The organism is Streptosporangium pseudovulgare, from assembly GCF_014648055.1.
GTDB lineage: Bacteria > Actinomycetota > Actinomycetes > Streptosporangiales > Streptosporangiaceae > Streptosporangium > Streptosporangium pseudovulgare.
The window spans coordinates 780,631-805,383 of record NZ_BMQJ01000001.1 but is presented as its reverse complement, the minus strand read 5'-3'; the positions used below and the strand labels follow the sequence as shown (position 1 = coordinate 805,383).

At 75.3% G+C, this 24,753-nt stretch carries 19 protein-coding genes; 6 read left to right on the top strand and 13 right to left on the bottom strand.

Going from position 1 to position 24,753, the window contains the following annotated elements; all coding sequences use genetic code 11:
- Positions 1–3 precede the first annotated feature (3 nt).
- From IEZ10_RS03520 to IEZ10_RS03495, 6 genes are all read right to left on the bottom strand, one after another.
- Complete coding sequence (locus IEZ10_RS03520; RefSeq protein ID WP_189244932.1) at positions 4–819, bottom strand: phosphorylase family protein; 816 nt, start codon at positions 817–819, stop codon at positions 4–6.
- Positions 816–2,972 (bottom strand): squalene--hopene cyclase, encoded by a 2,157-nt coding sequence (gene shc / locus IEZ10_RS03515; RefSeq protein WP_229810893.1) that lies wholly within the window; start codon positions 2,970–2,972, stop codon positions 816–818. The genes IEZ10_RS03520 and shc overlap by 4 nt, the downstream gene beginning before the upstream one ends.
- Complete coding sequence (gene hpnE, locus IEZ10_RS03510; protein WP_229810892.1) at positions 2,969–4,414, bottom strand: hydroxysqualene dehydroxylase HpnE; 1,446 nt, start codon at positions 4,412–4,414, stop codon at positions 2,969–2,971. Before hpnE ends, shc begins: the two co-directional genes overlap by 4 nt.
- A 53-nt stretch (positions 4,415–4,467) precedes the next feature.
- On the bottom strand, positions 4,468–5,493 hold the full coding sequence (locus tag IEZ10_RS03505; RefSeq protein WP_189244930.1) for a phytoene/squalene synthase family protein: 1,026 nt from the start codon (positions 5,491–5,493) through the stop codon (positions 4,468–4,470).
- Positions 5,480–6,349, bottom strand: a complete 870-nt coding sequence (gene hpnC, locus IEZ10_RS03500) for a squalene synthase HpnC (protein WP_189244929.1) — start codon at positions 6,347–6,349, stop codon at positions 5,480–5,482. The genes IEZ10_RS03505 and hpnC overlap by 14 nt, the downstream gene beginning before the upstream one ends.
- A 154-nt stretch (positions 6,350–6,503) precedes the next feature.
- Positions 6,504–7,448, bottom strand: coding sequence for a polysaccharide deacetylase family protein (locus tag IEZ10_RS03495; protein ID WP_229810890.1), 945 nt, complete (start codon positions 7,446–7,448; stop codon positions 6,504–6,506).
- A gap of 29 nt (positions 7,449–7,477) precedes the next feature.
- On the opposite strand from IEZ10_RS03495, the gene IEZ10_RS39760 reads away from it, so the two are divergent.
- Positions 7,478–8,788 carry an MGDG synthase family glycosyltransferase gene (locus IEZ10_RS39760; protein ID WP_268246268.1) on the top strand — a complete coding sequence of 437 codons (1,311 nt, stop codon included), beginning with the start codon at positions 7,478–7,480 and terminating at the stop codon, positions 8,786–8,788.
- A gap of 107 nt (positions 8,789–8,895) precedes the next feature.
- Here the strand turns inward: IEZ10_RS39760 and IEZ10_RS03485 are convergent, their stop codons facing one another.
- The 5 genes from IEZ10_RS03485 to IEZ10_RS03465 form a co-directional block, all read right to left on the bottom strand.
- Entirely contained in the window at positions 8,896–9,735 is an 840-nt protein-coding gene (locus tag IEZ10_RS03485) for a DMT family transporter (RefSeq protein WP_189244928.1), read from the bottom strand.
- A gap of 97 nt (positions 9,736–9,832) precedes the next feature.
- On the bottom strand, positions 9,833–11,059 hold the full coding sequence (locus tag IEZ10_RS03480) for an FAD-dependent monooxygenase (protein WP_189244927.1): 1,227 nt from the start codon (positions 11,057–11,059) through the stop codon (positions 9,833–9,835).
- A gap of 221 nt (positions 11,060–11,280) precedes the next feature.
- Positions 11,281–14,658: an AfsR/SARP family transcriptional regulator gene (locus tag IEZ10_RS03475; RefSeq protein ID WP_189244926.1), complete on the bottom strand. Its 3,378-nt coding sequence runs from the start codon at positions 14,656–14,658 to the stop codon at positions 11,281–11,283.
- A gap of 236 nt (positions 14,659–14,894) precedes the next feature.
- Positions 14,895–15,344, bottom strand: a complete 450-nt coding sequence (locus IEZ10_RS03470) for a flavin reductase family protein (RefSeq protein WP_189244925.1) — start codon at positions 15,342–15,344, stop codon at positions 14,895–14,897.
- Positions 15,345–15,942: 598 nt separating this feature from the next.
- A complete protein-coding gene (locus tag IEZ10_RS03465; RefSeq protein ID WP_189244924.1) occupies positions 15,943–16,338 on the bottom strand; it encodes a hypothetical protein in 396 nt (131 codons plus the stop codon).
- A gap of 92 nt (positions 16,339–16,430) precedes the next feature.
- Here IEZ10_RS03465 and IEZ10_RS03460 point away from each other — a divergent pair, with 92 nt between their 5' ends.
- The 3 genes from IEZ10_RS03460 to IEZ10_RS03450 all read left to right on the top strand — a co-directional run bounded on the left by IEZ10_RS03460 (position 16,431) and on the right by IEZ10_RS03450 (position 19,053).
- Positions 16,431–17,177 carry a GntR family transcriptional regulator gene (locus IEZ10_RS03460; RefSeq protein WP_189244923.1) on the top strand — a complete coding sequence of 249 codons (747 nt, stop codon included), beginning with the start codon at positions 16,431–16,433 and terminating at the stop codon, positions 17,175–17,177.
- Positions 17,178–17,606: 429 nt separating this feature from the next.
- Entirely contained in the window at positions 17,607–18,299 is a 693-nt protein-coding gene (locus tag IEZ10_RS03455; RefSeq protein WP_189244922.1) for a GNAT family N-acetyltransferase, read from the top strand.
- Between the two features lie 79 nt (positions 18,300–18,378).
- A complete protein-coding gene (locus IEZ10_RS03450) occupies positions 18,379–19,053 on the top strand; it encodes a copper homeostasis protein CutC (protein ID WP_189244921.1) in 675 nt (224 codons plus the stop codon).
- Between the two features lie 93 nt (positions 19,054–19,146).
- Here IEZ10_RS03450 and IEZ10_RS03445 read toward each other — a convergent pair whose 3' ends face one another.
- On the bottom strand, positions 19,147–20,328 hold the full coding sequence (locus IEZ10_RS03445) for a DUF6986 family protein (RefSeq protein WP_189244920.1): 1,182 nt from the start codon (positions 20,326–20,328) through the stop codon (positions 19,147–19,149).
- Between the two features lie 104 nt (positions 20,329–20,432).
- Positions 20,433–21,737, bottom strand: a complete 1,305-nt coding sequence (locus IEZ10_RS03440; protein ID WP_189244919.1) for an FAD-dependent oxidoreductase — start codon at positions 21,735–21,737, stop codon at positions 20,433–20,435.
- A gap of 321 nt (positions 21,738–22,058) precedes the next feature.
- On the opposite strand from IEZ10_RS03440, the gene IEZ10_RS03435 reads away from it, so the two are divergent.
- Positions 22,059–22,703, top strand: coding sequence for a hypothetical protein (locus IEZ10_RS03435; RefSeq protein ID WP_189244918.1), 645 nt, complete (start codon positions 22,059–22,061; stop codon positions 22,701–22,703).
- Positions 22,704–22,919: 216 nt separating this feature from the next.
- On the top strand, positions 22,920–24,662 hold the full coding sequence (locus tag IEZ10_RS03430; RefSeq protein WP_189244917.1) for a proline--tRNA ligase: 1,743 nt from the start codon (positions 22,920–22,922) through the stop codon (positions 24,660–24,662).
- Positions 24,663–24,753: the final 91 nt, after the last annotated feature.

Here is a 24,753-nt window from a genome sequence, read left to right as displayed (position 1 = left end):
GGATCACCCCTCCCTGGATGACGGAAACGGACGTTCTTTCCGGGGCGCGGAGCCGTCGTCCGCGTCCGGTCCTGTTCCGCGGCCGGCGCCCGTCGCGAGGTCGTCGTCCGCCGCGCGGTCGGCGTCCGCCGCGCGGTCGGCGTCCATCGCGCGGTCGGCGCCCGTCGTGTGGTCGTCGTCCATCACGTGGTCGTCGTCCGCCGCGCGGTCGGCGCCCGTCGTGTGGTCGGCGCCCGTCGTGTGGTCGGCGCCGGAGGCGTGTGCCGCCCAGCGGACCAGCGCCGGGCCGATCCGCCGCAGCACCCGGTACGCCACGACGCCGTACGCCGGGACCGCCCACGGCGACCGGACGTCGGCGGTGTCGGCGATGACGCGCAGCGCGGCGAACGGCAGGCCGCCCGCCGCCTCCGCGAGCGGCCAGGTCTCCATGTCGACGGCCAGCGCCCCCCGCTCGGCGAGCAGCCCCCGTTCGGCGCCGGTCACCACGTGGCCGCAGGTCACCAGCGGCCCGGTCCGCACCGGCAGGCCGTGCCGGGCCAGCTCGGCGGCGAGGAGCGGCGCCCAGGGGCAGGGCAGCGCCCGCTCCCCGAAGCGGACCTCGGTCGCCACCAGCACGTCGCCCGCACGCAGGTCCTCCCGCACGGCGCCGCCGAATCCGGCCACGGCCAGCGCGTCCGCGGACGGCAGCCGCGCCGCCGCCCGCGCGGCCCGCTCCGGTCCCATCCCGGTGCGGAGCACCAGCGCGTCCCCGGCCGGCAGGCCGTGCCGTACGGCCCGCGCCTCGATCCCCAGGGCGGTGCAGACCAGCAGGGCGGTCACGGCGGCACCTCCCCGCCCCCCGCACCGGCCCGCCGCTCCCGGTCCGCCCTGTCCGGGGAGGGGCCGCTTCCCGTATCGGCCCGCCGCTCCCGGCCCAGGTAGCGGCCGAGCGCGCTGACCGGGAAGACGAGCCGGTAGAGGTGGTAGTTGATGGAGAAGTCGCCGGGGAAGCCGGTCCCGGTGAAGTACGGCTCGTCCCACGTGCCGTCCGGCCGCTGGTGGTCGGCCAGCCACGCCACGCCCCGGTCCACCGCCGGCGAGCGTTCCCCGGCGGCGAGCAGCGCCAGCAGCGCCCACGCCGTCTGCGAGGGCGTGGACGCGCCGCGCCCGATCCACGCCGGGTCGGTGTAGGAGCGGAGGTCCTCGCCCCAGCCGCCGTCGGCGTTCTGGTGGCGCTCCAGCCAGGCGACGGCCCGCCGGATCCAGGGGCCGTCCGGCCGCACGCCGGCCGCGACGAGCGCGGGCACCACCGCCCCGGTGCCGTAGACGTGGTTGACGCCCCAGCGGCCGAACCACGACCCGCCGGCCTCCTGCGCCCGCAGCAGCCACACCACGGCCCGCCGCAGGGCGGGGGAGCCGGGGGCCTCGTGGGCGAGCGCCTCGGCGACGTGGGCGGTGACGTCGGCGGACGGCGGGTCGATGACCTCGCCGAAGTCGCAGAACGGCAGCTTCGTGCACAGCACGCGGGTGTTGTCGGCGTCGAAGGCGCCGTAGCCGCCGTCGCGGGAGGCCATGCCGGTCATCCAGCGCACCGCCCGGTCGACGGCCGGCCGTACCCCCGGGTGGCGCACCCGGCGCAGGGCGAGGACCGCCTCGGCGGTGTCGTCGATGTCGGGGTAGCCGTCGTTGTCGAACTCGAACGCCCACCCGCCGGGCGGCAGGTCCGGCCGTCGCACCGACCAGTCGCCCGGCCCGCGGATCTCCTCGGCGAGCACCCAGCCGGCGGCCCGCAGCAGGGCCGGGTGGTCGCCGGGCAGGCCCGCGTCCAGCAGGCCGTTGACCGCGAGCACGGTGTCCCACACCGGGGACTGGCACGCCTCCAGCCTGCGGGTCCCGCCGTCCCTGATCGTGAAGCGGTCGAGCGCCCCCACGCCCTTCCGCATCACCGGGTGGTCGAGGTGGTAGCCCTGGAGGTGAAGGGCGATCAGCGAGTACACCCAGGGCGGCTGGATGCCGCCCCACGACCCGTCGGCCTCCTGCCGCGCGACGATCCACTCGGCGGCGCGGCGCAGCGCGGCCCGCCGCAGGCCCGGGACGGGCCGCCGCTCGTACCGGCGCAGGACCCGGTCGAGGGTGGTGAACGCCGCCTCCCATCCGGGGCGGGGCCGCCCGCCGGGATGGCGGCCGGTGCGCAGCTCGCCCAGGTCGAACGGGAGCGGCCGCACGGGCCGGTGGGCGGCCACGACGGTGAGCGGCACGACCGTCTGCCGGGCCCAGCAGGCCCAGTCGTAGACGTTGAGCGGGAACCACGGCGGCAGGAAGATCATCTCCGGGGGGAGCGCCGGAAGCCGCTCCCACGGCCACCGCCCGAACAGCGCCAGCCAGATCCGGGTGAACACCCGGGCCGCCTCGACGCCTCCCATGTCCCGGACGAAACCGGCCGCGGCCCGCATGTGGGCGGCATCGGGCGGGTCGCCGGCGAGTCGCAGCGCCGTGTACGCCTCCACCGTGGTGGACAGGTCGCCGGGCCCGTCGTGGAAGGTGGCCCACGTCCCGTCGCCGCGCTGCTCGGAGCGGATCCACCGGGCCGACGCGGCGGTGTCCTCCTCGGTGCGGATGCCGAGGAACTCCCGCAGCAGCAGGTCCTCGGCGTCCATGGTCACGTTGGTCTGCAGCTCGCCCTTCCACCACCCCTCGGGGGACTGCAGGCCGAGCAGGTGCTCGCACGCCGCGTCCAGGGCGAGCGCGGCGCGTCCGGCCAGGCCGGTCATCCCGGCCGGCGCGACGGTCACGGCCGACGCGGCGATCACCGGGGTGGCGAGGGGCACGGCGGTTCCGGCGGCCGGGGTGGCCGGGGCGGCCGTGGTGATCGCTGTGATCGCTGTGATCTCGGCGATCCCGGCGATCCCGGCGATCCCGGCGATCCCGGAGACCCCGGTGGTTCCGTCGGTCGCGGTGGCCTCTCCGGTGTCCCCGGCGGTCTCGGTGGTCATGTCAGTGCCTCCCGGTGGTGGGACGTCCGGGGAGGCCGGGCCGCCGGCCCGCCGAGGTGGCGTCCGGCCAGGCGGGCCGCGCAGAGCCCGCTGCGCACGGCGGCCTCCATGGTGTCGGGCCAGCCCGTGTCGGTCCACGCGCCGGCGAGGAAGACCCCGGGCCACCGGGTGGCGGCTCCGGGACGGAGCGCGCCGCTGCCGGGACCCTGGCGGAAGGTGGCGCGACGCTCCCTGGTGACGAAGAAGTCGACGACCTCGGCCCGCCGGGCGGCGGGGAAGATCCGTTCCAGGGCGGGCTCGAACACGGCCCGCAGCAGCGCGGTGGGCGTGTCGATCCAGCGGTCCGCCGCCGAGACCGACACGGCGAGGTACTGGCCGCGTTCCAGCCCCGCCACCCGCGACCGGTCGAAGACCCACTGCACGGGAGAGCCCACGACCGCCGCGAACGGCGTCTCGGTGACCCGCCGGTCGTAGACGACGTGCACGTTGACGATCGGGCTCGCGTCCAGGCCGCTCCAGCGCCGGACGCCGGGCACGGCGTCCTCGGGGAGCAACGCCGCGGCCTGCTCGTGCGGCGTGGCCACGATGACGGCGGACGCCTCGACCCGGCCGCCGCCCACGGTGACCGCCGGGCCGGGCCCGACGGCGGTGACCTTCGACGACAGGTGAACCGCGCCGCCGAGCCGCTCGACGGCGGCCCGCGCCGCGGCGCCGTGCAGCTCGCCCAGGGGTACGGCGGGCAGCCCGATGTCGGCCGCGTCCGCCCGGCCGAACAGCGCCGTCCTGAAGACCATCACGGCCGGGCCCAGGGCCACGTCCTCGACGGCGGCGTTCAGCGCCGCCATCGCGAACAGCTCCCACAGCGCCCGCAGCGCGGCGTCGCTCTGCCCGTGGGCGGCCAGCCAGCTCCCGAGGTCGATCCGGTCCAGCGCGGGGTCCGCCGGGTCGAGCCGGCGCAGGGCCAGCGAGGCCCGCATCGCGCGCAGCCGGTCGGCCGGTCCCAGCAGCGGGTACCGCGCCAGCGCCGGCAGCAGGTGGAACGGCCCCGGCAGGGCCGTGCGCCGCAGCCGCCCGGACCGCCCCCAGGGGGTGAGCACCGGCACGTCGAACCGGTCCTGCAGGTGCACCAGCCCGGTGCGGCCGAGCCGGTCGAGCAGACCCCGGTAGGCCGTGCAGCAGCGCAGGAACACGTGCTGGCCGTTGTCGACCGTCAGGCCGCCGCGGTTGAAGGAGTGGGTCGCGCCGCCCAGCCTCGGCCGGGCCTCGAACAGGGTCACGCGGTGACCGGCCTCCCCGAGCGCGACGGCGGCGGCGATGCCCGCCAGGCCGCCGCCGACGACCACGACCGGAGCGCCGTCCCGGGCCGGGACGCTCCCCGCCGGAGGGTCCCACGCCGGGCCGTCCGGGGTGCCTCCACCGGGACCGTCCGGCGTGCTCTCCACAGGACCGTCCTGACCGCTCCCCGCCGGACCGCCCGGCGCCGTGCCGCCGCCCCTCATCGGACCGTCCCCGCGAGCGCGCCCACCGCCACCATCGCCTTCCGCCACGGGGGCAGCGACAGCCGCGTGGCCAGCGCCCCGGCGGGGTCCGCCGCGATCCCGCCGAGCAGGCACCGGTAGATGCCGGCCATCGCCGCCGTGCACGCCGCGCTGCGCCCGTCCAGTACGGTCAGCAGGCGCATGCCCTCGGCGAACCAGCCGCGCGCCCGGTCGGCCTCGAACCGCACCAGGGCTGCGAGCCGGTCCGGCGGGTCGGTGAGCCCGCCGGATGAGTCGACGTCCAGGGTGCACCCGAACCGGTCGAGGTCCTCGGCGGGAAGGTAGATCCGCCCGGCCAGCCGGTCCTCGCGCACGTCCCTGAGGATGTTCGTGATCTGCAGCGCCACCCCCAGCGCGTCGGCCAGCGGCTCGGCCTCGCGGACGTCCCGGTCGCCCTGGACGCCGAAGACGCCGAGCGACAGCCGCCCGATCGACCCGGCGACGCACCGGCAGTACGCCAGCAGCTCCTCGAACCGCGCGTAACCCGTCCCCCGCACGTCCGCGGCGCACCCGTCGATCAGCTCCCCGAACGCCCGCAGGGGGATGGGATGGCACAGGGCGGCGTGACGCAGCGCGACCAGCACCGGGTCCTCGGGGCCGGGCGGCGGCCAGCCGGGCGCGGCGCGGACGCCGGACGGCTCCGGCGCCCCGGAGCCGTCCCGGGTTCCGGAGGGTTCCCGCGCGCCGGTGCGCTCAGGTACTCCGGCGGGCTCCGGCACCCCGGTGGGCTCGCGCAGGCCGTAGGGCTCCGGCACCCCGGAGCACACCGTGTCCAGTGCCGCCCGCGCCTCGCGCAGCCGCGCGAGACGCCGATCGGCAGGCTCGTCCCCGTCGGCGATGTCGTCGATCCGGCGGGCGAACGCGTAGACGGCGCTGAGCGCGCGGCGCTTGGGCGGCGGCAGCAGCCGCATGCCGTAGAAGAAGTTGCGCGCCTCCCGGCTGACGACCTGCTCGCAGTGCCGGTAGGCGTCAGAGACGTCCACGGCCGTTCCCCCCTCGTGTGCCTCGTGCCAGGACGCCCAGCCACGTCGAGAGAAGCCGGACGCGGTGCGGGCGCACGGCCCGCCCGACGACGTCGTGACCGGCCCGTCTCAGCGCCGCGACGGTGGCCCTGCCGCCCGCGACGTAACCCGCCACGGCGACGCGGGCGGCGCCTCCCACCGAGGAGACGAGCGGTTCCCCCTCGTCGAGCAGCCGCTCGGCCCGCGTCGTCTGGAGGGCGACGACGTCGCGCAACCTCGCCGGGGTGGTCCCCCCGGCGAGGTCGCGCTCACCGCAGCCGAACCGGCGCAGGTCCTCCTCGGGGAGGTAGACGCGGCCCCGCGCGTGGTCCTCACCCACGTCCTGGCAGTGCTCGACGATCTGCAGCGCCGTGCAGACGCGGTCGGACAGGGCCATCCGCCCGGCGGTCGCCAGGCCGAAGACGTGCAGCACGATGTGGCCGACGGGGTTCGCCGACAGCTCGCAGTAGGCCAGCAGGTCCTCGAAGGTGCCGTACCGGCCGACGGTCTGGTCGCGCCGGTTGGCCTCGACCAGCCGGTGGAACGGCTCGGCGGGGACGGCGCGGGTCTCGACGACCGGTGTCAGGGCGCGGACGACCGGCAGGCGGGGGAGCCGCCCGGCGTACAGGAGGTCGAGGTCGGCGTCGACGTCGTCGAGCAGCCGCAGCGGGTCGCGGACGCGGCCCTCGTCACCGACGTCGTCGACGAACCGCGCGAAGCCGTACACCGAAAGGAGGTGACGGCGGATATCGCGCGGCAGTACCAGTGCGGCCACCGGGAAATTCTCCCCGTGTGCTTTGGGCGTGACGCCCGCCGCATCGCCCTCCCCCGAATGCATGAACAGAGGATGTCCCTCGTCGTGCAGGGCAAACATGGGCTTGCGGCCCATTGATGTTTACCGGAAATGAGGTGGGAGAGCGTTTGATGTTTTGCCCTTACCTAGTCATTGGAAAGCGCCGGGCTTTTCCTTCCGGGTGGTAGGTAGTGGATTGTCATGAAAGCCGTTCCAGGGTGCCCGGGGTGTTTTCCGCGTCGCCCGTGTTTCCCGGCGCGGCGGTCTCGGGGGCGTCGTGGAGGATCGGATGGCAGCGGGCAGTGCCGCCGAAGCCGCTGGAACCGCCGAAGTCGCTGACGCCGTGGTCCCGCAGCGGCCCGACCCGCAGGCCCGCGGAGCGGCAGCGCCCCACCAGCTCCGGCAGGGCGCCGAGCCCCGAGCGCCAGGACCCGGGAGCGGAGGTGTGGTCGGAGTCGTGCAGCAGGAGCGTGGCCCCGCCGCGCAGGCCGGGGGCCAGGGCCGACAGCACGGAGGACGGCGTCGCCGACCGGGTCCAGTCGCGACCCCAGGCGGTCCACAGCACCGGGCGCAGGCCCAGGACCCGCGCGGCGACCAGGGCCTCGGCGCTGAGCACGCCGTAGGGCGGCCGGTACCAGGCGGGGCGGACGCCGGTGACGTCCGCCACCAGCCGGGCCGCCCCGCCGATCTCGGCCGCCGTCCGGCCCGGCGGGGCGGCGAGGGCGTTGCCGTGGTGCCAGCCGTGCACCGCGATCTCGTGGCCGTCGGCGACGACGCGCCGGCCCAGCGCGGGATGGCGTTCGAGCATCTCGCCGAGCACGAAGAACGTGGCCCGGCAGCCGAGCCGCGCCAGCTCGTCGAGGAAACGCGGGGTGGAGCGCGGGTCGGGCCCGTCGTCGAAGGTCAGGGCGACGTGGTCGGCCGCCCCCGCCCCGGCCAGTCCGGGCAGCAGGCGCCGTACGGCGGGCAGCCAGGTCGCCGCCGGTCCCGCGTGGAGCAGCGCCAGGCCCGCGACCGCCAGCGCGGCCCGGCCCGCCGCCCCGGGCGTGTGCGCGGCCGGCGCGGCACGGCCCGCCTTCCCGAGGCCCGTCCTCCCGCGACCCGGTTCACCGGAGCCGGCCGGGACCGGCGCGGAACGTCTCACCCTTCAGAGTCTGCGCGAGAGGGGACGCGATGCCAACGCGGCGCACGGTGCTGATCCTCAGCGCGAGCATGGGCGCCGGGCACGACGCGGTCGCGGCGGAGCTGGCCAGGCGGCTGTCGGCCGGGGGCGTCGACGCCGAGGTGGCCGACGTGCTGGAGCTGCTGCCGCTCCGGCTGGGGGCGGGACTGCGCCGGTGGTACGGCTGGATGATGCGCTCGGCCCCCTGGATGTACGCGCTGATCTACCGGGTCTTCTTCACACCCGGCCGGACGCCCGTACGGAACGGGACGTCCGAGGCGGACGGGACGCCTGAGGCGGACGGGCGGCTCGGCGTGGACGGATGGCTCGGCGCGGACGGGGAACCCGAGCGGGCGGAGGGCGGGGGCGGACCAGGTGCGGTGCCCGCGCCGGGCCGGACGTCCCCGGTGTCGCCGCTGACGCTCCTGGCCGCGGCCGGGCTGCGCCGGCTGGTACGCCGCAGACCGCCGTCCGAGGTCGTCTCGACCTTCCATCTGGCCGCGCAGGCGGCCGGGCACCTGCGGCGGCGCGGCCTCCTGCGGGCGCACAGCACGGTCCTGCTGACCGACTTCGCGGCGCACCGCCTCTGGCTGCACCCGGGCAACGACCGCTACCTGTGCCCGGACCGGGCGACCGCGCGCGCCGTGCGGGCCGCCACCGGCCGCCCGGCCGCCTGCCACGCCCCCGTCGTACGCCCGGGGTTCCACCGCCCCGGCCCCGGCGCCGGCCCTGACACCGGCTTCACCCCCGGTTCCGGCCCCGGCCCCGGCTCGGCCCCCGGCACCGGTTCCGGTTCCGGTCCGGCGTGGCTCCCGCCCGGCGTGCGGGCGGAGGAGCGGCTGGTCCTGGTCTCGGCGGGCTCGTGGGGCGTGGGGGAGGTGGAGGAGACGGCCGGAGTCCTGGCGGGTTCGGGACGGTACGTGCCCGTCGTGCTGTGCGGGCGCAACCGGGAGCTGCGCCGCCGCCTGGCACGCACCGCGATCGCCCTCGGCTGGTGCGACGACATGCCGGGGCTGATGGCCGCCGCCTACGCGCTGGTGGACAACGCGGCGGGCCTGACGTGCCGGGAGGCGATGGCGGCCGGGGTGCCGGTCGTCTCCTGCCGGCCGATCCCCGGGCACGGCAGGGACGGCGTCCTGGCCATGGCGCGAGCCGGGCTGAGCGTGTACGTCCCCGGCCCCGGGGAGCTGCCCGCCGTGCTGGACCGGCTGGGGCGCGACGGGGAACGCGACCGGTGGGCGGCCCGGGCGGCGGCGCTGTTCGCCGCGCCGCCCGTCGAGTCGTTCTTCGGCCTCGCGGATCCTCCCGTTCCGGGACGCTGACCGGCGCGCCGCCCCGGGGAGCCGATGCCGGGCGACCGGCGACCGCCGTTCGCCGTTCGCCGGTCGCCGGTCACCGGTCATCGTTCGCTGGTCGCCGGTGCCGCGGCTCATCCTTGGATGAACCGCGAGCGGGCCAGCCGTACGGTGCCGTAGAGGATCAGTCCCAGACCGGCCAGCTCCGCCACGACCCACGGACCCAGCCGGATCGTCTCGTCGAACAGCACGACGCCGTACACGATGCTGATCACCGGATCGACGACGCTGAGCGCCGGCTGCACGACCACCAGGCTTCCGCTTCGCAGCGCCTCCTGCAGGAGCACCACGCTCACCAGGCCGGCCGCGGCCATGGCGTACGGCGACCAGGTGGTCAGCACCCCGGTCCCCTCCGTGGAGAGGACATGGGTGGCCTCCTTCATCAGCGTGGCGGTGAAGGCGAATCCCAGGGCGGAGGCGGTGCCGAGCAGGGCCGCGCGGAGGTGTCCGCGGGAGGCCTTCGCCACCGCGATGAGGCCCCCCGCCACGCAGACCGTCACCGTGACGGTGATCAGCCATTCGTCCGGGTCGGGATAGCTCCGCCCGGGTGAGGGGGAGGCGGCCGCCAGCAGGAGGGCGAGTCCTCCGGTCAGGGAGCCGATGGCCAGCCACGTCTCCAGGTTCGGCCGGATGTCGAAGACCTTCGCGGCGAGGGCGATCGTGAAGGGCAGCTCGGTGATGAGGAGGGGTTGCACGAGCGTGAGGCCGCCGGTGTCCAGTGCCGCGGCCTGGAAGAGGAAGCCTCCGATGAGCGCGCCGATGCCGCCCAGCCACACCGGGGTCCGCACCAGCCGCCAGGCCAGCGTGAGGCCGGACACCCCGCTCTCCGGGAGGGCGCGTGCCGCCTTGCGCTGCAGCACCGACGCGGTGGCGTTGCACGCGGCGGCGCACAGGGCCAGGATGACCGCGATCATCGGCTTTCCGCGCCCCGGCCCCCGGCAGTGCGGAGACCGGGACCACCGGATCGTGCCGTTCGCTCCATGGTGCTGTGGTACCCAGGGTGACGCCGGGTCAGAGGCCGTAGTTTTTCAAGGTGATCGCCTCAGCCGTCCTGCGGACCCCCCTGGCGATCATCCCCTTCCACGGCACGTACGGCAGCAGCCGGTAGTTCTGGTTCATGAACCAGGCGACGAAGCGGTTCTCCGGGACCATCACCTTCGCGGTCCCCTCGGCCCCTTTCTGGCAGCCGTCGGCGTAGCCGCGCATCTCCGCCTCGTAGCGGGCGAACGCCGTACGGTGGTCGCCGCCGGCCGCCGCCAGCTCCCCGGCCAGGACGTACGCCCCCACCATGGCCAGGCCGGTGCCCATGCCCGACAGCGGCGAGGGGGAGGCGGCGGCGTCGCCGAGCAGTACGGCCCGGCCGCGCGACCAGCCGTCCATGCGGACCTGGCTGATGGAGTCGAAGTAGAAGTCGGGCGCGTCCCACATCGCCTGCAGCAGCCGCGGGGTCTCCCAGCCGACCCCGGCGAACGTCTCGGCGAGGATCTTCTTCTGCTGCCCGGTGTCGTGGCGGTCGTAGGGCCGCTCCGGCGAGCCGAAGTAGAACACGGCCTTGGCCTCGGTGTTGTTCCGGGAGCTGTAGAGGCCGACGAGCCTGCCGGGGGTATTGTACAGGTGCCCGGTGTGGTCGAGTCCGAGGAAGTTGTCGGTGGTGAAGACCGCGCAGTGCAGCCCCAGGTCCTTCACGTACCGGGACTCCGGGCCGAAGGCCAGTGAGCGCACCGTCGAGTGCAGGCCGTCGGCGCCCACCACGAGGTCGAACCTGCGGGGAGCGCCCCGCTCGAAGGTGACCTCGACGCCGTGGTCGTCCTCCGTCATGGCGGCTATGGAGTCGCCGAAGACGTACTCGACGTCGTCCCGGGTCGCCTCGTACAGGATGCGGGCCAGGTCGCCGCGGAGGATCTCGATGTCGCCGCTGAAGAGGTCGGCGGGCATCGCGGCCAGCTTCTTCCCGGACTCGTTGACGTACCACATCGCGCCCATGCCCGTCCGGGCGCGCCGGACGTCGTCCAGGATGCCCATCCGCTCCAGGACGGTCAGGTGGGCCTGGCCGCGGAAGTCGACCGCGTAGCCGCCGTCGCGCAGCGCGGGCGCCCGCTCCACCACGGTGGGGGTGAAGCCGTGACGGCGCAGCCAGTAGGCGAGGGCGGGGCCGGCGACGCTCGCGCCGGAGATCAGGACGTTCTTGTTCCTGGGCTTGTTCTCGGGCTTGTTCTCGGGCCGCGAAGTGGTGTTCATGACGGCGAGCCTGTCCGGGGGCGCTCACCGCGCCCTCACCCCCGCCTCACCGCCTCCCGCCGCGCCTCACCGGCCGCTCACCGGAGGTCCACTGGCCGGTTCGCCGACGGTTCACCGGCGCCCGCCGCCGGTCGCCACCCGCCGGTGCCCCCGCCGCTCCACCGGCCGTCACCCCGCCTTCCGCCCGCCGTCCGCCCGCCGTTCCGGCGCGTCCCGCGCTCTCAGCCCTCGGCGGCGAAGCCGAGGGCCGGCGAGGAACGGATGACGTGCTCGGACACCCCGGCCAGGCGCAGCGCCTCCTCCGGGGTCAGCCGCAGCCCCTCGCGGCGGGCCGCCTCGTACGCCCGCTCACCCAGCGCGTCCCGCGCGGCGGATGCCGTCCGGGCCGCGTCCGGGTCCCCGGTGGCCGTGACGCCGCGCAGCGCGGTGGCCGCGCCGAGCAGCCGGGCCGCCGAGGCGGCGTCGCCCTCGGCCAGCGCGGTCCCGGCGAGGTACTCCACCGCCCGGGCGCCGTCGGGAAGCGGCCCCGATCTCACCGCCAGCTCGACGGCCTGCCGGTACCGCGCCCGCGCCTCGGCGATCCGGCCCCGGCACTCCTCGACCCGGCCGAGCCCGACGAGGGCGCCCACGCGGTTGCCCACGCTCCTGACCCAGTGCGGGTCGAAACGCTCCAGCGCCTCCTCGTACAGCCTCCGCGCCCCGGTCAGGTCTCCTTCCAGCCGGGCGATGTCACCGAGGCCGCGCAGCGCGGCGGCCAGGCAGGTGGGGCTGCCCGCGCGGCGCGCCAGCCCGGCGGCCCGCGCGTAGTCGGCGCGCGCCCCGACGAGGTGAGCCAGGCGGACCCGGTGGTCGCCCCGGTTGCACAGCAGGTCCGAACTGTCCTCGTCCGCCCCCAGCTCCTCGGTGAGGGTCAGCGCCTCGTCGGTCAGCGCGATCGCCCGCGCCGGGTCGTCGCACCATCCGGCCAGCCCCGCCAGCGCGTCCAGGGCCAGCGCCGTCCCCCAGCGGTCGCCGAGCGCCCGGAAGGCGTCGGCGGCGGCGGTGAACTCCCGCTCGGCCTGGGCGAAGTCACCGCTCGCCAGCTGCGGGTAGCCCCAGACCAGGCAGGCGGCCGCCCGCTCCCACGGGTCGGGGGAGATCCGCCCGCGTGTGATCACCGCGAGGGCGACCTCCACGTCCTCACCGGACCCGCCGCTGTTGAGCATCGGCCACAGGAACGCGGTGAGCGGATTGCGCCGAGGCCGGTCCGGGCGCAGGACGATCGCCTCCGCGGCCCCCCGGTGACGCTCCCACGCCCGCCTGCCGGCCTCGCCGGCCGCGGCGGTGAGCGCGCACATGACGTAGTCGTCCCCGAACGCCGGGTCGGGGTCGGGGCCGATCTCCTCCAGCAGCGCGACGGCCTGTGCCGTCACCGAGGAACGCATGCCGCGCATCCACAGATAGCCCGACATGGCCCCCAGCAGGCCCAGGCCGGTCCCGGTCTCCCCGGCCTCGACGGCCCAGCGCAGTGCCGCGTGGAGGTTCTCGTGCTCGGCGGTGAGGACCTCCAGCCGGCGGAGCTGCCCGGCGCGCAGCAGGCCGGGCGCGGCGTCCCTGACCAGATCCAGGAAGTGGCCGGCGTGCGCCCGCCGTACGGCGCCGGCCTCCCCGGCCTCCTCCAGCCGTTCGGCGCAGTAGGCGCGGATCGTCTCCAGCATGCGGTAGCGCCCGCCGCCGAACTCCACGAAGGACTTGTCGGCCAATGAGTCGAGCACGTCCTCGGCGTCCTCGATCCCGCAGACGCGCCCCGCGGCCCCGGCGGTCGCGCCGCCGGAGAAGACCGTCAGCCGCCTGGCCACGACCCGCTCCTCCTCGCTCAGCAGGTCCCAGCTCCACGCCACGACCGCGCGCAGCGTCCGGTGCCTGGCGTCGGCCACGCGGCTGCCGCGCGACAGCAGGCGGAACCGGTCGTCCAGGCGGGCGGCGATCTCCGTCACGTCGTGGGTGCGGGTCCTCGCCGCGGCCAGTTCGATCGCCAGCGGCAGGCCGTCGAGCGCCGCGCAGACGCGCCGCACGGCCTCCGTTTCGGCCTCGGTTCCGGCTTCGTTCCCGGCTTCGTTCCCGGCTTCGGTCCGGGCTTCGGTCCGGGCGAAGCCGGGCCGTACGGCCGAGGCCCGGTCGGTGAACAGGCGCGCCGCCTGGTCCGGCGCCAGCGGGCGGACCGGCCACAGGTGCTCGCCGGTGATGCCGAGCGGTTCGCGGCTGGTGGCCAGGACGCGCAACCCGGGGCAGGCGGCCAGCAGGTGCCCGGCCAGCTCGGCGACGGCCGCGACGACGTGCTCGCAGTTGTCGAGGACCAGCAGCGGAGGCCGGTCGGCCAGCGCCGCGACCAGCCGGAACAGGGGAGTGGTCCCGGCCGGTACGGCGAGCAGCCCGCCCTCGCGCAGGCCGAGCGCGCCGAGCAGGGCCCGCGGCAGCTCCGCGCCGTCACGCAGCGGCGCCAGCTCGACGAAGCAGACGCCGGACCGGCCGCTCACCGCCTCGACCGCCAGCCGGGTCTTGCCCGCGCCGCCGGGGCCGAGCAGGGTGACCAGGCGCGCGGAGTCCAGGAGGCGGGCGATCTCGGTGAGGTCCCCGGTACGGCCGACGAAGCTCGTCAGCTGCGCGGGCGGCGCGGCGAGCGCGGGCGGCGCGGGAGGCGCGCCCGAGGCGGACGGTCCCGGCACACCGGTCTCTTCGAGGGCTCCGGCCGTCACGGGAGACACGAACGCCCCATCCATCCCGGGCGTCCCGGGCGTTCCGGGCATCCCGGGCGTCCCGGCCGTCATGGCCGTCATGGGAGGTGCGGACGCCCCGGACGGTGCGGTCGGGCCGGGGACGGCGGGCGCCTCTCCCCGGAGGATGGACCGGTGGATCGCGGCCAGCCCGGCGGAGGGGTCGGCGCCGAGCTCGTCGGCCAGCAGCCGCCGGGTCTCCTCGAAGGCCACCAGCGCCTCGGCCTGCCTGCCGTCGGCCGCGAGGGCCCGCATGAGCAGGCCGCGCAGCCGCTCCCGCAGCGGATGCCGGTCCGCCAGCTCCCGCAGCTCCGGTACGGCGGAGCGGTGCCCGCCCAGGCGCAGGTCCGCCTCGACCCGGTCCTCCAGCGCGCCCAGCCTGAGCTCCTCCAGCCGCGTGACCAGGGCCTGGACGGACCCGGCCGCGGCGGCGTCGGCCAGGGCCGGCCCCCGCCACAGGTTCAGGGCCTCGCGCAGCAGCGTGGCGGCCCGCGCCGCGTCCCCGGTCGTGAGCGCCCGCCGCCCCTCGTCGGCCAGCCGTTCGAAGCGGTGGGCGTCCACGTCGCCGGGGCCGGCCGCGAGCCGGTAGCCCGGCGGGGCCGCCTCGATCATCGCGCCGGGGCCCAGGGCCCGGCGCAGCCGGGAGATCTGCGACTGCAGGGCGTGCCCGGCGCCGTCCGGCGGCCGCTCGCCGTACAGGTCGTCGATGAGGCGATCGGCCGCCACCGCCTCTCCGGGCCGGGCCAGCAGCAGGGTCAGCAGCGCCCGCCGGGCCGGCCCCCCGAGGTTCACCTCGCCCTCGTCGTCCCGCCACGCCTGTGTGGTCCCCAGAATCCCGAATCGCACCCGGCAATTGTCCCCGTCTTCCGCCGGTGCGGGGAGCGGTGGGGGATGCCGGGGTGGGGAGGCCGGGGCGGGGATGCCGGGACGGGGCGCCGGAGGCGGACAGGCATGGCGGGCAGGCGGGTGCCGGAAACCGGGTCGGGGAGATCCTCAGGGGCGAAAGGGCGAAAGGGCGAAGGGGCGAAGGGGCGAAGGGGCGAAGGGTGGAGATGGACGGAGGGGCGGAGGATGGGGAGGTGTCAGGGGCGGAGCGCGCCGTAGCGGCCCCGGAAGAACACCAGCGGCCCGCCACCCGCGTGGACGTCCAGGTCACGCACCCGGCAGACCACGATCATGTGGTCCCCGGCGGGATACTCGACCTCGACCGAGCAGTCGATCCAGGCCAGCGCCCCGTCGAACACCGGGTTGCCCGCGGGGGAGGGGGTCCAGTCCAGGCCGGCGAACTTGTCCCCGCCGCTGGTGGCAAGGGCGTCGCAGACCGGCCGCTGGTGTTCGGCGAGCACGTTGACCGTCAGGACGTCCGCGGCCCGAAGGTGCGGCCAGCTCGTGCTGGTCCTGCCCACGCAGAAGGCCACCAGCGGGGGGTCGAGGGAGACGGAGGTGAAGGAGCCGACGGCCAGGCCGTGCGGGCGGCCGCCGGGGGCGAGCGCGGTGACGGCGACGACGCCGGTGGCGAAGTGACCGAGCACCGAGCGGAACCGCCGCTCGTCGACACCCCACGGGCGGCCCCCCGGCCCTCCGGCCGTTCGCGGGCCGCCGCGCGTCTCCGGACCTTCGCGCGTCTCCGGACCTTCGCGCGTCTCCGGGCCTTCGCGTGTCTCCGGGCCGCCGGGCGCGCCCCACCGGCCGGGCGCCCCGCCGGGTGCGCTACGGGGCGTGTCCCGATCGCCTGGCGGGTCCTGGGGAAGGCCGCTGTGCATGCTGACTCCGTCGAGGCCGGCCCCGCGTCCCTCGGGGGCGGCGCGTGGGCGGCGGCCCGGCTCCGGTGCCCGGGTCGCGTAGGAGCCCATGGTCGCATCCGCGGCCCGGGACGCGCGCCGGGCCCCCCGGGCCCGCCGGGCCCTCCGGATCTCCGCCATGGAGGGCGGGGCGGCGGGGACGCTTGCGGCCGGGGACTCCGAGGCGGAGAGACATGGGACGGGAGGAGCCACGCCGGAAGGAGCCGGGGCCGAGGGTGCGGAGGGCGCGGGATACGCGTCCTGGCGGGCGTGGGGGACCCGCCAGGACGCGCTCCGCCCCGGCGCGCCGGCCCGAGGACCCCGGCGAGGGGTGGGGTCCTCGGGCCGTTCAGTCGCGCACGGAGTAGGCGACGGGAGAGGCGGGGGCGCGAAAGCCCGTCCTCTCCCGGACGGGGGCGGCGAACGCGGGTCTCCGGTAGTGCAGGGAGATGACGCGGGCCGCCCCCGCGGGGTCGTCGGCGGGGTGGCAGGTCTCGCGGCCTTCCTCGTCCCAGACGAAGAGCCCGCTTCTGCACCAGACGGTCAGGTCTGTCTGGACCGAGAGGACCGACATCCCGTTCCCGTTGCTCTGGTAGGTGTGGGTGAACCCCTGGCGGTGCAGCGCGTAGCGCAGTAAACGCGTTGCCTCGCGGGGTTCGCGCCAGGGCACATATGGCGCGTCCACGGGGACCGGCAACACCGGGACCTTCACCCCCTCGCCGACCTTTCGATGGATTTGTACCAACGATTGGATGATGCGGGTTGCGGGAGGTTGGGTCAAGGGCCGGTTTCCCGCTAGAACCAGATCGTCTAGTTTGTTGGCACAAAGGGGACTTAATGCCACGGTCAACGCTGTATCAGCAGGTGGCCTCCGAACTCAGGAGGACCATCTACTCCGGTGCGCTCGGACCGGGGGATCAGCTGCCGACCGAGGCGGAGCTCATGCTGACCCATCAGGTGAGCAGGAACACCGTGCGGCTCGCCCTGGGCGAGCTGGTCAACGAGGGCCTGGTCACCCGCACCCCCCGCCGGGGGACCGTGGTCAGGGAGCGCCGCCCGCTGCTCATGCATCCCCAGCGCGAGCTGCGGCCCCAGCCGGGGGAGACCCGCGAGGCGTTCGCCTGGGCCGTCTCCCAGGAGGGACGCTCGCCCGGCCAGCACATCGAGGTCGCGATCGTACGGCCGGCCGAGGAGATCGCCAGCAGGCTGGAACTGGCCGACGACGAGCACGCCGTGGTCCGCCGCCGACTGCGGTTCGTGGACGGCCAGCCGTACAACACCAACGACTCCTACTTCCCGCTGGAGCTGGTCTCCGACTCCGAGATCGCCCGCCCCGGCGACATCACCCGGGGGGCCAACCGGGTGCTGGCGGAGCTCGGCCACCCCCAGGTCCGGGTCGTCGACGACATCTGGGCGCGCATGCCCACCAGCTCGGAGGCGGACCGGCTACAGCTCCAGCAGGGCACGCCGGTCATGGTCTACGTCCGGGTCGGCTACGACTCCTCCGACGCCCCGGTGCGCGTCGCGGTGTCCGTGCTGCCCGCCGACAAGCATCTGATCAGGTACGAGCTGGAAAGCCGTTGACGCCTCCGTGACCGCCCTGACGGGGCGGCCCCAGTCCCGCCCGCCCCGCGGGCGAGGACCGGGCCGCGCCCGCGGTCCCGGCGGGCACGGCGTTCCCTCCCCACTCGCGTCCGGCCCCGGGCGCCGCCGCCGGGACGCCTCCGAGGCTCGTCACCGGGCCGGCCGCCCGGGTCGTCACCGGTCCGGCCCCATGGATCACCACCGGCCCGGTTCCGGGCGCCGCCGCCGGGCGGCCCCCGAGGGCCATCGGCTCCCCGGCCGCCGCCGCCGGGCCCTCTCCGCCGGAACCTGCTCCCGGCCCCCCTCCGCGTTCCCCTTACGCGTCTTCGACCCCTAGGCGTTCCGCCTGGCCGGACACGGTCGCCGTATGCCATCGGACCGGCACTCTCCGTGTCCTCTCATCCACCCATCGCAACGAAGGGATGCACCATGCACTCCGGTACCGCTCGCCCCACCCACCCCACCACCACCGCCCGTCTCACTCTGCGCCGGGCGGACGGAAGCGACCTCGCGGGCGTGCTCGCGCTCCTGGCCGAGACCGCCGACTGGCTCAACCGTCGCGGCGTGCGGCAGTGGCCCGCGGGGGGCTTCCCGGCCGAGCGCATCAGCCCGCTGATCGAGGAGGGAACCATGTACGTGCTCGACGGCGAGGACGGCCCCGCGGCCACCCTCGCCCTGGACGGCCACGCCGACCCCGAGTTCTGGACCGCCGAGGACGCTCCCGGGACGGCGCTCTACGTCCACAAGCTGTCCGTCTCCCGCGCCTACGCGGGGCTCGGCCTGGGGCAGGCCCTGCTCGACTGGGCGGGACTGCGGGCCCTGGCGGCGGGCCGCAGGTGGCTGCGCCTCGACTGCTCCAAGGACAACCCCGGGCTCCAGCGGTACTACCGCGGCCAGCGCTTCACCCACCTGCGCACGGTGGACCTGCCGCACCGCGCCTCCGGGGCGCTGTTCCAGAGGGCGGGCGGCCTGCGCGGCGACGTCCTCGCCGGTGCGCTGCCGTTCGCCGACCTCCGCGGCCCGCTGACCGGCCCGCCGGCCGTCCCGGGTGAGCCGGCCGTGGCCGGCGGGACCGGCGCGGAGGACGGCGGTTCACCGCGGACCGTCGGGGTCCGTCGATGAGAGGCCATGGACCGTCTCTGGAACGGCGCCGCTGAACCAAGGAGATCCCAGGACAAAGCCATCAGATAGCCTCACCTCCATGACCAGATCCTTGCTTGAGGTGATCGCCCTCGACGTGCGCGACGCCGTCGCGGCGGAGGAGGGCGGCGCCGACCGCCTGGAGATCGTGGCGGACATGGCGGCCGACGGGCTCACCCCGGCGGTGGAGACGGTCGCCGCGATCTCCAAGGAATGCGCGCTGCCACAGATGGTCATGCTGCGCGGTGAGGCGTCGTTCCTGGCCACGCCCGAGTCGCTGGAGGGCCTGCGGCGCGACGCCCGGGCCCTCGCCGACGCGGGCGCGGCCGGGTTCGTGTTCGGTTTCCTCGACGCCGCGGGGGCGGTCGACCTGGCCGCCACCGAGGCGCTCATCCACGCCGTCACACCGCTGCCGTGGACCTTCCACCGTGCCGTCGACCACGCCGCCGACGTCAGGGCGAGCTGGCGGGCCGTACGGCTGCTGCCCAACCTCGCCACCGTGCTCACCTCGGGCGCCCCCGGCGGCGTGCGGGACGGCCTGGACGTTCTCCGGGCCCGCTGCTCCGCCGGAGACGGGCCGCTGATCATGGCGGGTGGCGGGCTGCGGCCGTCCCACGTCCCGGTTCTGCAGGAGTACGGCGTGCGGGCCTTCCACGTCGGCAGCGCCGTACGGGCGTCGTGGTCCCACCCGGTGGACCCGCACCGCGTCCGCCAGTGGCGGACGCTGATCGACTGACGTCCGCCGCACGGCCCGCCCGCCGCGCGGTTCCTCGCCGCACGGCCCCGCCGGACGGGCGGTCCGCCGCGCCCGGCCGGGCCGGACCCGGGGTCAGGCGTTCCCGAGGGCCAGGTCGGCGCGGCGCAGGGCGGCGGCCACCGTCCTGATCGTGGCGGGCTCCTCCAGCGTCCCGCCCTCGGCCGCGCGCCGCTCCTCCCAGGCCTGCACCCTGCCGAGGTACTCGTCGTAGCGGGACAGGTGGAAGTGGTAGACCGCGACGTAGCGGCTGACCAGGTGCGCCGGGTGCATGTCCCAGCCCTGGTAGAAGCCGTCCGACAGGGAGTGCCGGATCAGGCTCACGTGCCGCCACCACAGGTTGCGCACGGCGTACCGGTCGTCGGAGGCGGGCGCGGCGGCCAGCGAGCCGTCCGACAGCTCCACCCCGGTCCCGGCGAACGCCGTCCGCATGACCTGGCGGGCGTGGTCGCACGCGGGGTGGTCCAGCCGCTGCTCGTGCGGGGGCAGCGAGCAGCTCGCCGTGTAGTCGAAGACGCCGAAGTGCGCGGCGGCCAGCCTGCCGCCGAGTGCGGCGACCAGCCCGGCGTCGAGGAATCGCAGCGTCTGGACGGCCTCGACCTGCATCTCGAACCGCAGCTCGCCCTCACCCAGCCCCAGCCCCTTCTCCAGGGCGGCGAGGCAGGCGGCGAACTGTTCCAGGTAGTCCCTCATCAGCACCTTGGGGAAGGTGACCACGAACCCCGGGGGCAGGTGACCCGCCCGCTCGACCACCCCGGTGAGGAAGGCGTCCAGCGTCCGGACGCTCCTGGCCGGGTCGCCGTCGGCGAACGACTTCACCCGCAGCCCCCACCGGCGGGGGAGCGTTCCACCGGCGTGCATGGCGGCGACCGCCTCGGCGGCCCGGACGGCGTGGCCGTCCTCCTCGGCGGGACTCCCGCCGTAGCCGTCCTCGAAGTCGATCCGCAGGTCCTCGACCGGTTCGGCGGCGAGCTTCGCCGTCACCCTCTCGTGCACGGCCCTGGCCGTCTGCTCGTGCATCTCGAAGAACCGGGCCATGTCCTTCCTGGACAGGTGCCGGCGCATCAGGTCCAGCGCGGCCTCGCCCCAGGCCGCGACCGTGCCCGCGTCGAAGCGGTCGGCGGGCACGTAGACGGTGTGCACCGGCTGCCACCCCATCTCCTCCGGGGAGGCCGGGGGGTAGGTCGCCGTCTGCCGGCGGTGGGCCTGCTCGAAGCCGGGTATCAGAGCCAGCGGGTCGCCGAGCGTGACGCGCATGGGGGTTGCTCCTTGTGGTGCGTGATGGGCGTTCGGGGGGCTTTCGGACGTGCCTGAAGTGGACGCGCCGGACGCCCTCCGGGTGGACACGCCCGCCGTACGGCTCAGCGGCCCGAGGCGGCGTGCATGGCGGCCAGGCCCAGGAGCTTGACGCGCTCGCCGCGTCCCAGGCTCCGCGCCAGCTCGGCCTCGGCCGCCTCGATGGCCAGCCACTCCCGGTAGGTGATCGGGGAGACGTCCCGGGAGGCCAGCAGGGCGTCGATGTCGCCGCGCCGCACCGGGTCGCGGGCGAGACCGGCGAGGTCGGCGAGGAGGGTGCGGACCGTCTCGGCGGCGTCGGACTTGTTGGTGCCGATCACCCCGGTGGGACCGCGCTTGAGCCATCCCGCGACGTACTCGCGGTCGCGGACCCGCCCGGCCTCGTTCGGCACGGTCATGGTCTCCTCGGAGAACGGCACGCCGGGCAGCGGGACGCTGCGGTAGCCGACCGAGCGCAGCACCATGCCCACAGGGAGGGTCTCGAACTCGCCGGTGCCCACGACCCGGCCACCCGAAAGGCGGGTGCGCTCCAGTCGCAGGCCCGTCACCCGGTCCTCCCCGAGGATCTCCACCGGGCGCATCCAGAACCGCACCTCCAGCCGCCGGGGACGGCCCGCCGGGTCGCGGGCGGCCCAGCCCCGCAGCACCTCGACGTTGCCCCGCACCTGCCGCGGCAGGCCCGTGACGTCGGCCACCGCCTCCTCCTGCCGCACGCACACGTCGGCGTTGGCCAGCTCGCCCAGCTCCCGCAGCTCCTTGAGGGTGAACTTGGCGTGCTCCGGCCCGCGGCGGCCGAGCATGTGGACGGTCCTGACCCGGCTGCCGGCCAGGCGGGCCAGCACCTCCTCCGGGACGTCGGTGGCGCGCAGCTCCTCGGCGGTCTTGGCCAGGATCCGCACCACGTCCACCGCCACGTTGCCCACGCCGACCACCGCGACCTCGGGGCAGTCGAGGACGAACCGGTCGGCCGGCATGTCGGGGTGGCCGCAGTACCAGTTCACGAAGTCGGTGGCCGCCACGCTGCCCGGCAGGTCCTCGCCGGGGATCCCCATCCGCCGGTCCACCATCGCGCCGGTGCAGTAGACCACGGCGTCGTAGCAGCCGAGCAGGTCGGCGGCGCCCACGTCCCGGCCGAACTCCACGCCGCCCAGGAACCGGACGTTGGGCAGCTCCAGCACCCGGCGCAGGTATCCGGCGATCGACTTGATGGAGGTGTGGTCGGGGGCCACGCCGTACCGGACCAGCCCGTACGGCGTGGGCAGCCGTTCCAGGACGTCCACCTCGACCCCGGCGCCCGCCTGTTTCGTCAGCGCCTCGGCGGTGTAGATCCCGGCGGGGCCCGACCCGACAATCGCCACTCGCAGTGACACGCGGCCTCCTCGGCGTCGGACGTCGCGGGCGTGGGTCCCGCCCCGGTGGACCGGAAGGCCCGGGGCGGTCCGGGGTGCTCCGGGGCGGTGGCCCCGCGCCGGCGACGACCGTATCGACGGCTCTCACCCCCGACTCTGTACCACCGGAGCCGTCGCCGCCAGAGCGGCCCGCCGGGGAGGCGGAAAGCGTCCCGGCGGAGTCCGCGTGGAGCGGCACCGCCGGGAGCTGTCCCGATTTAACGGCGCTTGGTGGAATTTTGTGCATTCTTGCAGGTCACATATGCTTTCCGGGGCCACGAGCAGGTGATGATCGGGGGATCTGTGGCACAGCTTGAACCAACCTTCGAGTACGACTGCGGGAAGGTGGACTGCGCGGAACTGGACCGCCGGCAGCGCGGCATCGTGCTGCACATGGTGCTGTCGCTCATCGTGGGGATGCTGCTCGGCAGCCTGGGCGCGGTGCTGTCGCACACGCACAATCCGCTGGGCTCGCTCTACGAGCCCTACGCCTACGTGCTGCTCGTCGTCGTGGCGGGATACACCGCCGCCGGTCTCGGCTGGGCGGCGCTGAGCTGCGCGCTGGCCACCTTCGGCCCGCTGCTGTCGCTGCTGGCCGCCACGTTCTTCGACCCCGGGGCCATGCTCCTGGGCGCGGGCAGCGGCGCCGCCATGAACGTCACGGTGGCGACCCTGGTCGTGATCGGCGTCCTGGCCCATCTCGCCCGGCGCGGCACCCTGTGGGGCGACCTGGCGGGCGGCGTGCTGGCCGGGCTCGTCGCGCTCGACGGCCTGGACAAGGCGCTGCCCGGCGGGCCGGAGTACGTCCCGGGCTTCTGGCCGTGGAAGACCCTGGTCGTCGGGGTGCTGGTGCTGGGCCTGCTCGTCACGACCCGCCGCGGGTGGGGCCGCGCCCGCTCGGCCGCGGTGGTGCTCGCCATCATGGGCGCCTGCGCCGCATTCCTCTGAGCGGTGTTCACCCGAGCGGCGTTCCTCTGAGCGGCGTTCCTCTGAGCGGCGTTGCTCCGAGCGGCGTTCCTCCGAGCCGTGGGACGGCCGCGCGGGCCGCGGCCCGCGCGGGGCGTCAGGGCGCCGGGGAACGCCGGGGAACGCCGGATGACCGGCAACCCGGTTGCGCGACTCGATAGCCTGTAGCCATTCGATCCCTGCTAGGTAGGAGTAGCCGTGCTGCTGCGCATGTCGTCGCTGTTTCTTCGAACTCTGAGGGACGACCCGGCAGACGCGGAGGTCCCGAGCCACAAGCTGCTCGTCCGCGCCGGATACGTCCGCCGCGTCGCGCCCGGCATCTACTCCTGGCTGCCGCTCGGCAAGATGGTCCTGGAGAACGTCGCGCGCGTCGTGCGCGAGGAGATGGACCGCATGGGCGGCCAGGAGGTGCTCTTCCCCGCCCTGCTGCCGCGCGAGTACTACGAGAACACCGGTCGCTGGACCGAGTACGGCGACCTGCTCTTCCGCCTCAAGGACCGCAAGGGCGTCGACTACCTCCTCGGGCCCACCCACGAGGAGATGTTCACCGACATGGTCAAGGGGGAGTACTCCTCCTACAAGGACTACCCGGTGACGCTGTACCAGATCCAGACGAAGTACCGCGACGAGGCCCGTCCCCGGGCCGGGATCCTGCGTGGTCGCGAGTTCGTCATGAAGGACTCCTACTCCTTCGACCTCGACGACGACGGTCTCAAGCGCTCCTACGAGCGGCACCGCGAGACCTACATCCGCATCTTCGACCGGCTCGGCATCGACTACCGCATCTGCTTCGCCACCTCCGGGGCGATGGGCGGCTCGGCCTCCGAGGAGTTCCTCGCCCCCGCCGAGACCGGCGAGGACACCTTCGTGGCCTGCCACAGCTGCGGCTACGCGGCCAACGCCGAGGCGGTCACCACCCCGGCCCCGGCCGCGGTCACCGGCGAGCAGCCCGCCCTGGAGGTCCTCGACACCCCCGGCACGCCGACCATCGAGACGCTGGTCGCGCACCTCAACACCCACCACGGCCTGGACGTCACCGCGGACCGGACGCTCAAGAACGTCGTGGTCAAGGTCACGACGCCCGGCTCCGACAAGACCGAGACCCTGGTGATCGGCGTGCCCGGCGACCGCGAGGTCGACTTCAAGCGCCTGGAGGCGGCGCTCGCCCCCGGCGAGCCCGCCATCTTCGAGGCCGAGGACTTCGTCAAGCACCCCGGCCTGGTCCGCGGCTACATCGGCCCCCAGGTGCTCAGGGACCTCGGCATCCGCTACCTCGTCGACCCCCGCGTGGTGGACGGCAGCGCGTGGGTGACCGGCGCCAACGAGCCGGGCCGGCACGCGGTGAACGTCGTCGCCGGGCGCGACTTCGTCGCCGACGGCACGATCGAGGCCGCCGAGGTCAAGGCGGGCGACGCCTGCCCGGTCTGCGGCTCCGGCCTGTCCATCGACCGCGGCATCGAGATCGGCCACATCTTCCAACTCGGCCGCAAGTACGCCGACGCGGCCAAGCTCGACGCCCTCGGCCCCGACGGCAAGCCGATCCGCATCACCATGGGCTCCTACGGCGTCGGCGTCTCCCGCGCCGTGGCCGTGCTGACCGAGCAGCGGCACGACGAGCTGGGCCTGCGCTGGACCCGCGAGGTCGCCCCGGCCGACGTCCACATCGTCGGCACCGGCAAGGACGACCAGATCGAGGTCGCCGGCCGGATCGCCGGGGAGCTGGAGGCGCGCGGCCTGCGCGTCCTGCTGGACGACCGCGCGGGCGTCTCCCCGGGCGTGAAGTTCAAGGACGCCGAGCTGCTCGGCATGCCGACGATTCTGATCGTCGGGCGCGGCCTGGCCCAGGGCGTCGTCGAGCTGCGCGACCGCGCCACCGGCGCGAAGGAGGAGATCCCCGTCGCCGAGGCCGCCGACCGCGTCGAGGCCGCCTGCCGCGCCTGAGGTCCCGCACACCCGAAGCCCCCGTGCCCGGTCCGTCCCCCGGACCGGGCACGGGGGTTTTTGTGAGCTTATGGAAGGGAAAGTTCTTTTT